This is a genomic window from Mycoplasmopsis canis PG 14, assembly GCF_001553195.1.
Classification (GTDB): Bacteria; Bacillota_I; Bacilli_A; order Mycoplasmatales; family Metamycoplasmataceae; genus Mycoplasmopsis; species Mycoplasmopsis canis.
In genome coordinates, this window is the sequence record NZ_CP014281.1 from 317585 (window position 1) to 331007 (window position 13423).

Below are 13423 nucleotides of genomic sequence, written 5' to 3' on the forward strand. Positions count from 1 at the left end.
TTTAAATTCCTCCTAATCCTAAAATAATTAAAATTATTCCTGTAACTAAAATAATTCCAAAAACAGTTGCTAATAAGATTGATAATTTTTTATGTTGTTTTCATTTAGCAGAATTTATTATTTTAAATAGCGCATATGCATTTACTATGTTTCCAAGAAAACCAATTAATGACAATGCTATACCAAAATTTGTAACAATGCTATTATTTGTTTTTCTAGATTCATTGTTTAATTCTGTCATTTTTTTATAAGCTTCAGCTCTTTTTTCATCTTTGTTAGCTAATTCAATGATCTCGTTAGAAGTAGGTGTTGAAGACGAAGTCGCTTCAGCTGAATTCACTCTTGGTTCACTTTCGTTTGGTTGTTCAGGGTTTTCTGTATGTGCCGGTTTTGAAGGTTGTTTTAAACTTGGGTCATTAACAACAACTTGAAGCAATAATAACTCTTTTGATACTGTTTCTAAATTAGCTATAAATTTTGAATATCAATTTGTTACATTAAACGTTGATAAGTCTGTAGACTTTCTTAATTTATATATTTTTGTTTCGAGGTTTAGGTAAAATTTATTTAACTCATCTAAACTTCAATTATTTTTTTCAAATTCTTCTGCTAATTCCTTGTTATTTATTATTCTTCTTTTAAGACCTTCTTTTTTTCTATTTAATGCATCAACTAATGAAAAATAGTATGGAAAATTATTTATATTAGATGTTTTAAGTGAAGATAATACTAATTCTCTTAAGTTAGCATCAAACCCACTTGTTGAATTTACAATATCGTCTAATTTTAATTCATCTTTATATGCTTCAATAACTCTATTGTAATTGTTGATAAATTTTTCGGTGCTAATAAGTTGAACACTACTATTTACTATTTGGAATAATGCATCAGATAAAATTCCGCTGCCAAGCTTCTCGTAATCGATATTTTCATCTATCCCAAGACCTCTATATAGTTTTGAAAAAATATCTTTAATAACATTATATGATCTCTCTGTTAATAAAGCATTTTTCTGATCCTTATTATGCATGTAAACTTCTGTGCTATAAGTTCTTTTTGCTTGAGTATTTACTAAATCACGCAACTCAACTTTAGCAATATATTTATCACCCTCTTTTTTGACTTCTAGAACTTTATATTCATATCTAGTGTTAACAGGATTTTTAAAGAAGAATATATCTTGCTTAACACTAAATAAAGAAACTATATTTGATTCATTTAGATATTGTCATTTTAATTCTGGGGCTAAAGCAGGTATACCTTGAGAAACTTCTTCTGTTTTAACAGGGTCTTTTGCTTTATCATCTTCAGGAAGCGGCTCATCTTGTGGCTCATCCTTAGGTTGTTCTTGATTTTGAGGTTGTTCTTCATCTTTAGTCAATTTAATATTTAATTCTATATCAAAATCCGTTACCCTAGGTTTTACTTTTGAAATAATATAATCATCCCAATTATTAAATCCTTTAGGTGGCGTAATATTATAAGATTCTTTGCTATTAGCGTCATCAAAATTTAATTTAAAATCTTTGTCTAATTCAAGAACATCTTTTTCATCATAAACTAGTTTTCCAAAACCTTCGTTCAATGCTTTTGCGTACTCTGTTAAAGAAGATTCAAACTTAGCCTTGTCAAAGTGGTTTATAGCGTTTTTTTCTGTCGGATTAATTTGAGCACCTTCTCCTAGAGGTTTAACATAATCTGTAGGATCTGATAGTCCTGTTCAAACTGAATCATAATCTTTGTTATTATATTTAATTTTTGATATATTAACATTTCTGTTTCTTGATATCATTCAAGGGAAAATTAAATTTAATCCATTTTTAACGGGGTCATCGATAAATTTTTGTTTATTTTTTTTGAAATATTTATCGACAACTTTTAAGTATGTTATTTTACTTAATCTTTTTTTGTAATCTGTCTCTAATTTTTCGACTTTACTAATTTGGTCTTCTATATATGAAGGTAAGTTGTCTAAAGCAGATTTGATCATTTCTTTCAATTGTTTATCTGCTATTTCTCTAAATTTCCCAAACTCGGGGTCGTTTTTTGGTTCTTTGGGTTTTGCGGGCTTATCGGGAGTTGAAGTTCTGTTATTATTCGTATTTGTTTCTGCGGATAAAACAGATAATGGAACAAAAATTACTGAAGAAATTAATATAGATTTAAAGAGTGTTTTAATTTTTTTATTCATAATCTTCTATCTCCTCAAGTTTAAGTAATTTTCTCATTGTGAGCACAAAATTCTTGTATTCAAGATTTTCTAGTTCCATAATTTCTTCGATTGATCAACCAAAGAATTGATTAGATGTAAGTTCTAAAATTCTTTTTTTATTGGTTGATATTTCGTCATTTAGCAGAACAGGTTTTTTTGATTCTTTAAAAAAGTTCATTTCTGAAAAGGTTTTTATATCAATTTCATCATTAGTTACAACAAAATTAGCATTCTCAAGGAAAACGAAAAATACATTGTTCGATTCCTTATTCATGAATTTTAATAGCAACCTAGGGTATGAGCCAATAGTGTTGTCGCCTATTTCGACCCAACTATCTTCATCATTGTGATTGATAAAAATTTCATAACCGTGTCCTATTTCTTTCTTTTTCCCGTTTAAGAAAGTAAGTAATATTTTTTTAAAAGTCATTAGTTATTACCTTCTTCAAAAATTGTCTTTTTCTTTTTTGTAAGTAATATAATCTCTTCAATTTGTTTTTCTTGTTTAAATCTATTTACTCTTTTAGAAACAAGAAGTAAGTCTTCATCTATTTGTTTGATTTTTTTATCAATAGTTACAAGGTTATTTTTTGCTGAATAGAATGAAGATTCAATTATTAAAGAATTAACTGCATTTTCTAGAAAAACAAAAATTTGAGATTCAATAAAGTTTTCAATATTCGGATATATTTTTGTGTTATTAATGTCTAGATTATTATTTTTGTTTGTTTCAATGTTGAGTAACTTATCAACATCAAAATTTTCAAGAGGTAAAACAGTAAATGGGTCTTTATAATTTTTGTTTGAGTTTAATACAAAGTTGACTTTTGAATAATTATTTTCAACAAATAAAATTCTTATCATCTTTGTTAGGATTGTTGAAAGATTTTTAATAGATGAATTTTCGAAATACTTAATCACGTTGAGTTCGTTTTGGTCTGCGAACGTTTTAGCTCTTTCGCCAATTGTTATAAAATCAATGTTGGAATTTTTAACTCTATTAAGGATTTCTTTTTCATATCTAGAATATGAATCTGTCCCATATTTTTGCTCTTCTGTTATATAAATATATAATTCTTTTGATTTTCTAAAAAAGTTTTTAGCTTGTTCGATTTTATTTGATTGTATAAAGTTATTTTTTATATTATATTTTGTTTTTAAACTATTTAATAATTTAGAATTAAGTAGTGAATTATCAACGTAAAATGATAATTTTTTAGTTAAATTTAAAATGTTGATTAATAAAATGTTTTTATCATTGTTTACTTTTAGTTTAATATTTTCCAAGTTTTGTTTCTTTTGTAAAAGTTCTTTAATATGCATTATGCGATCTTTGAAGTAAGTTCTTTGCTAAAGAAAAGTTTTAATGAATCATAATCTTGAAAAATAACTGTATTAGGAATAATTTCTAAATAATAACCTTTTTCTAATAATTTTCTAATTTCAACATTCATATCATACATAAGACGATTCATTGTATAATCTTCATCTCTATCAAAACTATTAACATAATTATCAGAATAAAACTCTTGTTGGCTAAGTAGAGGGACCATAGTTACTGAGCTATATTTTAAGTTTAGATTAAATGTTATTGTAAAATCTGCAAACTTAATTTCCTCCCTTTTTTCAACCGCTTTTTCTAACCTATTTTTGATTTCTTTAAATTCAGAAGAATTAAATCCTAAATTATTATTTAATAACGGTTTACTCATTATTGTTTCAAAAGACAAAATCTTTGAAGATTGCTTTTCAACTATTTCATTATATTTGCTGTATAAATCAAAAAGTTGTTCTTCATTTACTGATTTTTTTCTGTTAAATAAAAATATTTTTTTCATATTAGTTTTCCTTTTCTAATTTAAGATTTTTTTCTTTCAAAATTTTTATCATTATAGTTATTTGAAGTTGAACTGTCTCGAATAAGAATAAAATAATTAATAGTGAAACGTATGTAATAGAAATAATTTTTAAAATTGAAATTGGCGTTGGTACCGATGTTAACACGTGATTATTATTACCTAATAAAACATGGTTTAAACCAAGAATCAAAATGAAAATTATTTTTGAAGCAAATAAAAGTGATAATAATGCAAATGTTGTTTTTTGAATAAACTTATTAGTTAACATATAATGAATAAATGTTACCAAAGAAAAAATACTTGCCACTAATAGGTTAATTAGATTAATATTTGAGTTATCAACGGTAATAACAGAAATCATCATAGGTATTCAGATTAATAATTGTGCAACGGCAAATCTGACGCTTAATCCTATTGGGTTTTTTGTCTTTGTAAATTTAAGATAACTTACTAAGAAATATAATAAGGTAACAAAAGCAGATAAAATGACAACAAATGAATTTTTTAAGTTGTATTTATATTCTGGGCCACTCAAAGAATATTTGATAGGTTCTTTAAAGAGAAGAGTTGATAATCAAATTATCGATACTATTAAGAAAATCACGCTTAATAAGAATCTATCTTTATCTTGTGCCTTGTAAATATTTTTCTCAGATAATCTTTGTAATTTTATTGCATTTGATCCAATTATTAAAAAGACTATGAGAGCAAATGAAGCAATTACAATTAAAAGATTTTTTAGGCTTTTAATATTGAAAATTTCTTCTATAAAATTCCAATACTTTTGTTCGTTTTGTGGTGTATCTCTAAATAATAATCCTTCTCTTGAATACTTTATTCATAAACCAAAATTAATTAATACAAACGCTAATAATAAAGTTTGAGAAGCTATTTGAATTATTAATGGAATTGAAGATTTGTATAAAATCGGATCTGATTTTCTTTTTATCAAATAATTATAAATTTCAAATAAAGTATTGACAATTGCTAATGGAATTAAAAGAAAAATTAATTGTAAGTACTGATATGGTTCATATTTTATTAAAGTACCTTGTTCATTAGTTTTTGATATAAAAGAAAAGAAAAGAGTAAATGAAATAATTGATAATGATAGATATAAAATATAGAAAATCAAGTAATGTTTTATTCTTTCTTTTTGAGTGTTTATATTAGTAAAATTTTTAAAAATACTAAATAAAAAGACGAATGATAATATTGTAAATCTAATCAAGACAATCGCATTGTTTTGTTGTTTTAATGGTGTCTCAAAAGATATGAAGTCTTGCAACGGCAAGGAACCTCTATTTGATTTGACCAAAAATTGAGGAAATAAAGAAGAATCTAATTTTAAAAATAAAGTTAAAATCCCTGAAAAAAAGAAAAGAATCAAAATAATTTTATATATAAAAATTCATTCATTTCTTGATTTAGAACTTATTTGTGAGCCATAATTAACATAGATTCTTTTTTTCTCAAATAAATCGTTAGTCATTAATTTTACCTCCTGTAAATAACAAAAATTAATTTAATTTTTTATTTACATTTTTATTTTATCACATAATCAACAATTATTTTAGGGCAAAACTTTTTGGTTTAAATAACGATTATTTTGAACTTTATGACTATATTTATAGGAAAAAAGAAGTAAAAAATTACTTTTTTTAAAATAAATAATATTTTAAATTTAAGTCTAATTTATTTAAAAAATGAAAGAATGATAAAATTTGTTAAAAAATATATATAAAAAAATCCTCTTCGAAAGAGGATTAATGTTTAAGTTTCTTTGATGTTTTTTTAAGGATTAATTTTGAATGATAGTAAGAATATAATCTAATAATAATTCCGAAAAATAGAAATGAAAAGTATCCTAAAATCGTGAATATTGTGGCATCATCTATTTTTTCACCAAAAATACTTGGGATAAAAAATGTTAGAACTAAAAATATTGCTCATAAAATACTTAGTAGATATATTATTTTTTCTCAAAAAGGTATTTTTGATATTTTCTTCATTTTTTCCAGAACAAAAGCTACAATAAATGTCATTGCATCTTCTATTAACAAAGCAATACAACTCATATTTATAACAGCATCAAAATAATCATTTCTTTTTTCTTTTGGGACCAATAATGTAACCAAAGAAAGTGTTATCATTGAAAATAATGTAAAAACAGCAACAAATATTATGGCTTTTTTATACTCATTTTTTGAATTTTTTTCTGAAAAAGCTTCGTGAATTAAATTATCTTCTGCTATTGGAACTAATTTTCTAGCGGTTGAAACAGTTTGCGTAATTTTGTAACCTATATCATTAGAAATAAACCCTACAATAAATAGAATAAGTCCAAAACCACCTAGAGTTAAACTATAATAATCATAAAATTTCCTACTCAAGTAAGTAGATTCTAATCCTAACATTATAGTATACGAAATCATGTAAAAAACAAATATCACAGCAATTGAACTTAATAAAATTACTCTAAAATTTTTGAATTTAACATCTTTTGTCATAGCTGCCATATCTTCAATGCCGGCAAACGCAAAAATAAAGAGTAATGTATTAGAAAAAATTAACTTAGTAGTTGCTTTTTTCGAAATTTCTAAACTTTGTTCATAACCATTCGCACTTATTTGAGTCATTATTAAGATTATTCCGACTGCTAAAACAGCTCACTTTATTATTGATGTTGCAAATATGACTTTTGTACTTAATTTTAGTCCAAAAGTTGAAATAACAATTAGAAAACTAAATAATAAGACAGCTAAAAACCTTATTACTCATAAAATAGTTTCTAAATTATGAGTATTGGGATCTAAAATGTCTTCAATAACTTTAGATAATAGCAAGGGAGAAATCGATGATAAAATAGGGCTTTGAATAAATTGATTTCATCCTACTAAGTAAATAAAGTTTCTTAAAAAACTTTTTTTAATCCTTGACCTAAGTCTTAGCGATGAATTAACCAACATAGAATAATTATTTTTGGCTATATCATCATCGATGTTTCTCGCAAAAGCATATGATCCGCCGTAATGATCGCTATAAACATTTGATAACCTTGAAAAAACTAAGGAGGTCCCTAAAACTGTAAAAAGAGACAAAATTATTACAAGATAACCCCAATAACCAAGTTCTAAAACACTTGTTATTGTAGTAATAAAACCAAGACCAACAATAAAATTTATCGTGAATAAAGTAAATGTCTTTGCAGAAAAATGCTTTTCCATGCTTTATTCTTTAATCTCCTTGATAGGTTTTTTATTGTTAAATATTACATCATAAATTTCTTCATAATTTTTAACAGGAATGTATGTAAGAGTTCTTTTTATTTCATCAGGTATATCTTTTAAATTCTTTACATTACCATGTGGAATAAATACTTTTTGAATGTTTTTTTGGCTCGCAGCAAAAGATTTTTCTTTTAAACCTCCGATATCAAGAACTTTACCACGTAAGGTTATTTCACCAGTCATTCCATAATAAGAAGGAACTGAAACTTTTTTGAGAGCAGAAATAAGAGCTGTAGTGAATGTTACACCAGCACTTGGTCCATCTTTAGGAACAGCACCTTCAGGAACGTGAATATGTATTGTGTTTTTATCAAAATCAAAGTCTTTAATACCGAATTTTTCTGCATTTGATCTAACATATGAAAGAGAAATTTGTGCAGACTCCTTCATAACATCTTTCAATGAACCTGTAATTTTTATTTCCTCTTTACCAGGGAAAATATTTACTTCTATTTGTAATGTTGAACCACCGGTAGAAGTATAAGCAAGTCCGTTTACTGTTCCGGGTTTTTCGTCCTCTAATTCTTGTTCTTGCTTAAATATAACTACACCAATTAAATCTTCTAAATCCTCAATTTTAACTGTAAATGATTTTAATTCTTTTTTAGAATCTAATAATTTAACAGTGATTTTTCTAGCTATTTTATCTAATATCCTTTTTAATCCACGGACACCAGCCTCAGAAGTATAGTGTTTAATTATATACTCTAAAGTTTTATCATCAATTTTGAAAAAATCTTTATTAAGACCTACTTGCTCAGCAACTTTAGGCATTAAGTGAGTTTTTGCAATATTAACTTTTTCACTCAATGTATATGATGAAAGTTCTATAACTTCAACACGATCTATAAGGGCGTGAGGAATATTTTCATAATAATTAGCAGTTGCTATAAAAATAGCTTTAGATAAATCATACTCATGTTCTAAGTAATGATCTTGGAATTTTGTGTTTTGCTCCGGATCTAAAACTTCCAACATAGCACTAGCTGGATCACCTTTATTTGTTGAAGCCATTTTATCTATTTCATCAAGTAAAATTAACGGGTTTGAAACTTCGGCCTTTAAAATGCTTTTGATAATTTTTCCAGGCATTGCACCAACATATGTTCTACGATGTCCTCTAATTTCACTTTCATCATGAACACCACCTAAAGAAATCTTTACAAATTTTCTTTGCAATGCTTCTGCAATAGCTTTAGATAATGAAGTTTTTCCTGTTCCAGGAGGACCTACTAAACAAATTATAGGAACATTATTAAATTCTGTTTTCTTATCATTGTCTTCCCTGAATAAACTTAAATCTACTTCATGATTATTATCTAAAGAAAGTTTTTTTGATTTTTGCTTTTCATTATTTTTTTGGTTTATTATTACCGCAATATATTCAATAATTCTTTCTTTAACTTTATCAAGACCATAATGATATTTATCAAGAACATCACGAGCAAACTTGATATCTAAAAACTCTTTTTGAACCTTTCTTCAAGGAAGTTTTTTAAGATTAGAAACAAAGGTTTTTGAAATTGATGCTTCAGGCGAAGCTGGCATCATTTCACTTGAACGTTTATTTTCTTCTGAAATTAACTTTTTAACTGATTCTGGATAAATTTGATTTTTAACCTTATCCTTAAGGTCTCTTGAATAATCATCTTCAACAATAGGAACATTAATGTTAGTCAATTCCTCTTGTAATACTTTTACTTTTTCACGAAGAATAAATTCTTTTTGTTGAGTTGATAACTTCTTATTCATTGTTTCTTGGATTGTCTGATTAATTTCAGCAGTTAATCCAAGTAGTTCTGAAACATTCTTGACAACTTCAATTATTTGTTTTTTACCAAAAAAGTCTATAAACTCTTTTTTATCTGCGTAATCATCTTTTAAATATGAAATAACTGTAAAAATAAATTCTTGCAATCTTAATGAATAATTTTTTGAAATACTAAATTCACTATATTTATTAATTAAAGAATCAATTCATGATATTGTAATAATCTCGTTTTTAGTAGGTATATTTTGAAAAACAATACTTTCAAAAGTTGAACTAGTTTTTGAATCGTTTTCAATTGGTTTACTCAAGCTTCTAAAGATGTCTGAATATCTATTTAATTCGTTTAAACTATCATCTGTTTCAATATTTTCAAATGCTACTAATTCATCTCTATGTCCTGCGGTACCAAAAGCAAAAGAATCGATGCTATTATATTTTTCTGCTAATTCATTAATTTGTGATTGTTCATATAACTTATTGAAAATTCCTCCTTTTTCTTTATCAAAAACTACTAAACCTAATTCTTCGGCGTCATAGAAAGATTTAACTTTAAAAACAATAGTATGTATTTGTTTAGATTTTTTTGCATCTGTTTTTTTAGATAATTCAATGAAAGAAGCTATTAAACCCCTTGGATCTAAACCATTTTTTTCTTCCTGAAATAAAATCGCAAAAGTATCACCTTTTTTATAGTTAGAGAATGTTAAATAATCATCTTTGTTTAAAAATTCTTTTTCAACAATAGCACCAGGGAATGCTATGTCTTTTTTATTCATTATTATTGTGTGTAAAATTAATTTCTTTTCTTCACTCATTTCTACTCCTTATTTTGTTCCAAATATTCTATCACCAGCATCACCAAGACCGGGTTCTATGTATCCATTTTCATTTAATTTACTATCAAGAGATGCTAAATAAATTTCGAACTCTTTTCCAAAATTCTTTTCTACATTTTCAACACCTTCATTAACACCTACCAAACAAACCAATTTTATATTGGTAAAACCGTCTTTTTTTAATCTTTTTATGGCATCAACAGCAGAATTACCTGTTGCTAACATTGGGTCTACAACAATTACCAAACTATCTTTATCAACATTTGGTATTTTGTAAAAATATTCTTTTGGTGTTAAAGTTTCTTCATCTCTATACATCCCAATGTGACCGACTCTTGACTCTGGTATAAGATTTAATAAACCGTCAGTCATTCCCAATCCAGCTCTCAATATTGGCACAAGAACTATTTCTTTGTCGTATGAAAATCCCTCAAATGATTGATTTAATGGTGTTTGCACAATATATTTTTTAGGTTTGTAATTTCTCATTATTTCATAAACCATTAATGAACCAATTTCATTTAGGTTTCTACGAAACTCATTGTGATCTGAATTTACATCCCTCATTTTAGTTAATTTAATTTTTATAAGTGGGTGTTCAATTATTTTTAGCATAATCCTCCGACATAGTTAATATATAAATTTTTTATAATTATACAACAAAAACTTGATTTTTGTGATTATCATCAAAATATAGATAATAAAAAAAGTAATATCTACAAAAAAAGGACTTTTTCATCAAATTTATTAAAAGTTTATTGTAAAATTATTGTTATATTTAAGGAGGATTATGAGCAAAATTAGTAATTACGATCAAAAAGAAGTTTTTTATGATGAAATAGTAGCCAGATCTTACATCAATAAAATACAAAAATTTTTAGTGTCAAGGATGAAAAAAGCTAATGCTAATGGCTTTATTGTAGGCATAAGCGGAGGTATTGATTCAAGTTTAGTCTATGCACTAGCAAAATCAGTTGCGCCAAAAAATACTTTAGGTATTGTTATGCCGATTAATGGTATGACTGATTCTGATTTAAAGCATATAGAAGAATTAGAAAATAATTTTGAAGATAAATTTAGAACTATAGATCTTTCTGAAACTTTTAATTCAATAAAAAAGAACTTACAAGTTCAAAATAAGTTAGCTATTTCTAACATTAAGCCAAGACTAAGAATGACAACATTGTATGCTCTAGCACAAGAAAATAATTATCTTGTTTTAGGAACAGATAACGCAGATGAGGTTTTTATTGGATATTTCACAAAGTTTGGTGATGGAGGCGCAGATTTATTACCTATTTCAAAATTAACAAAAGGAGAAGTTAAGTTCATAGCAAACTTACTTAATGTTCCAAAATCTATTATTAACAAAAAACCTTCTGCAGGATTATGAGAAGGTCAAACCGATGAAGATGAATTAGGTTTTACATATAATGATCTAGATTTTTATTTAAATAACATAGATAATCCTTCTAAACTAAAAAAATACTTAAATTCAGAAGTTATTGAGAAAATTGAATTTAAACACAAAATAACCCAACATAAAAGGGATAAAATTTATACTGTAAAAAACATTAAATAAGGAGAACGTATGGCAGGACATTCACACGCAGCCAATATAGCACACCGTAAGGGTGCACAAGATGCAGCTAGAGGAAAAATTTTCCAAAAGCTTTCAAAAGAAATTTATGTAGCAGCTTCATTAGGACCAGATCCAGATATGAACCCAGCTTTAAAATTAGCTATTGCTAAAGCTAAGTCAAAGAACATGCCAAAAGATAATATCGAAAGAGCTATCGCAAAGGCAAAAGGCTCAAAAAATTCAGAAGCCTATACAGAGTTAATTTTTAACGCAACAGTAAGTGGTGGCGCTACTTTTATAGTTATAACTCTTAGCGATAATGTTAATAGAGTTAAATCAAACATACAATCATATTTCAATAAGCAAAATGCTACTCTTGGAAAAACAGGCCAAATTCCTTTTGCATTTGATAAAAAAGGGATTATTGAGATTTCAAAAGATTTAACATCTGAAGATGAATTAACAATGGTTGCATTAGAAAATGGTGTTGAAGATATAGAAAATGAAGGTGAATCATTTGTTTTATTATGTTCACCCGAGAATTTTAGTGATTTAAAAAATGCTATTGAAAGAGACTTAAATATAGAGAATTTTATTCAATGTGAAGTAACATATTTACCAAACATGTATGTTGAATATGATGAAGAGAAAGAAAAGAAATTACTTGATTTCGTTGATAAATTAAAAGAAGATGATGATGTTCAAGAAGTTTATCACAATATTGAAATTAAATACAATTTATAGTTATGGTTTGAATAGAAACATTATATAACTCATTATTTGAAGGAACAAATAATGAAACTTTATCAAAATTATTATTAATATTGATTTTTTTAGCAGCAATGCTTTGTGTTCCGGTATTAATTGCTTTGTTTTTACCGTTTTTAAATAAATATTTAAAGAAAAATTTCAGTATATATGTGTATGCTTTTTCGACTGGATTTTTCATTGTTTTAGCAGCATTTGGATTTTTGAGGGAAAGCTTAGAAAATGCTAATTTATATGTTAGCGCCGCTTTCTTAGGGCAGTATACAAAGACGACTTTATATGGTTATAACATATTATTTGTTGTTGGTGGTTTAATCATAGGTATAATTTTTTCATTTTTTGTTAAGTTTGTTATTTCTTATAAATTTAATAAAAAACTTTTAGCATCCAAGTCACTTAGCGTATTTATCCATGAACATAGAGAAGAAGATGGGCATTCACATCATCACACACATAAACACGAAGACTTTATATTCAATTCTGAAGATATGATTGAAATTGCTGATTCTACTTTATTTAAAAAAGCAGAAGCAAAACTAAAAATAATTGCTCTATTACTATTACTAACACATAGAATACCTGAAGGGTTGCTTCTAGGTTATAACTTAAGTTTATTTGTGCCTAACGAAATTGGTGTTGTTAACTACTCAATAACAACAGCTTATTTTCTGTCATTGATACTACACCTCATACCTGAAGAAATTGTTTTCTACATAAGGTTGAAAGATGCGGGTTATACGCCTATAAAAGCATTATTATTATCATTTTTAGGATTAATTCTATTCTTACCATTTATGGTTATAGGTATGTTTGTAGGATCTTCAATAGGTTTTTCAGGAAAGGCTCTTGTTTACTCTGCTGTTGCAGGAATTTTCTTATTTACATCACTTGTTGAATTTTTCCCAGAATTCTATCACGTAAACTTTAGTAAAAATAAATGAATATTAACAATTGTAGTATTGTTTATCGGGGTTATACTTGCTGCATTTGTTTTATCATTCCATGAACACAAACATGTTTAACTAAATATCGAAATACTTTGCATTAATGTATTTCGATTTTTATTTTATAAAACTGTTTTAGTAGCAAATATTTAGAATCAAAA

General features: G+C 26.3%; 11 protein-coding genes. 3 read left to right on the forward strand and 8 right to left on the reverse strand.

Translation table 4 applies throughout. The features are described 5' to 3' along the window. Window position 1: 1 nt before the first annotated feature. The 8 genes from AXW82_RS01135 to upp all read right to left on the reverse strand — a co-directional run bounded on the left by AXW82_RS01135 (window position 2) and on the right by upp (window position 10583). Window positions 2-2191, reverse strand: a complete 2190-nt coding sequence (locus tag AXW82_RS01135) for an MSC_0620 family F1-like ATPase-associated subunit (protein WP_004794797.1) — start codon at window positions 2189-2191, stop codon at window positions 2-4. Continuing rightward, the gene (locus AXW82_RS01140; protein WP_004794795.1) at window positions 2184-2642 is read right to left on the reverse strand and encodes an MSC_0621 family F1-like ATPase epsilon subunit; all 459 of its coding nucleotides are present in this window, start codon (window positions 2640-2642) and stop codon (window positions 2184-2186) included. Before AXW82_RS01140 ends, AXW82_RS01135 begins: the two co-directional genes overlap by 8 nt. Then, window positions 2642-3535: an MSC_0622 family F1-like ATPase gamma subunit gene (locus AXW82_RS01145; protein ID WP_004794793.1), complete on the reverse strand. Its 894-nt coding sequence runs from the start codon at window positions 3533-3535 to the stop codon at window positions 2642-2644. Before AXW82_RS01145 ends, AXW82_RS01140 begins: the two co-directional genes overlap by 1 nt. Continuing rightward, on the reverse strand, window positions 3535-4050 hold the full coding sequence (locus tag AXW82_RS01150) for an MSC_0623 family F1-like ATPase-associated protein (protein WP_004794792.1): 516 nt from the start codon (window positions 4048-4050) through the stop codon (window positions 3535-3537). Before AXW82_RS01150 ends, AXW82_RS01145 begins: the two co-directional genes overlap by 1 nt. A gap of 1 nt (window position 4051) precedes the next feature. Next, complete coding sequence (locus AXW82_RS01155) at window positions 4052-5563, reverse strand: MSC_0624 family F1-like ATPase-associated membrane protein (protein WP_044084303.1); 1512 nt, start codon at window positions 5561-5563, stop codon at window positions 4052-4054. Between the two features lie 274 nt (window positions 5564-5837). Continuing rightward, window positions 5838-7298, reverse strand: coding sequence for an amino acid permease (locus AXW82_RS01160; RefSeq protein WP_004794789.1), 1461 nt, complete (start codon window positions 7296-7298; stop codon window positions 5838-5840). 3 nt (window positions 7299-7301) lie between these two features. After that, entirely contained in the window at window positions 7302-9947 is a 2646-nt protein-coding gene (gene lon, locus AXW82_RS01165) for an endopeptidase La (protein WP_004794787.1), read from the reverse strand. Window positions 9948-9956: 9 nt separating this feature from the next. Further along, a complete protein-coding gene (upp, locus tag AXW82_RS01170; protein ID WP_004794785.1) occupies window positions 9957-10583 on the reverse strand; it encodes a uracil phosphoribosyltransferase in 627 nt (208 codons plus the stop codon). A 175-nt stretch (window positions 10584-10758) separates the two neighbouring features. On the opposite strand from upp, the gene nadE reads away from it, so the two are divergent. Genes nadE through AXW82_RS01185 form a run of 3 tightly spaced genes read left to right on the forward strand, consistent with a single transcriptional unit; the run spans window position 10759 to window position 13340 of the window. Further along, window positions 10759-11550: an NAD(+) synthase gene (gene nadE, locus AXW82_RS01175; protein WP_004794782.1), complete on the forward strand. Its 792-nt coding sequence runs from the start codon at window positions 10759-10761 to the stop codon at window positions 11548-11550. Window positions 11551-11559: 9 nt separating this feature from the next. After that, entirely contained in the window at window positions 11560-12294 is a 735-nt protein-coding gene (locus tag AXW82_RS01180; protein ID WP_004794781.1) for a YebC/PmpR family DNA-binding transcriptional regulator, read from the forward strand. Between the two features lie 2 nt (window positions 12295-12296). Then, a complete protein-coding gene (locus tag AXW82_RS01185; protein ID WP_004794779.1) occupies window positions 12297-13340 on the forward strand; it encodes a ZIP family metal transporter in 1044 nt (347 codons plus the stop codon). The last annotated feature ends 83 nt before the right edge of the window (window positions 13341-13423 follow it).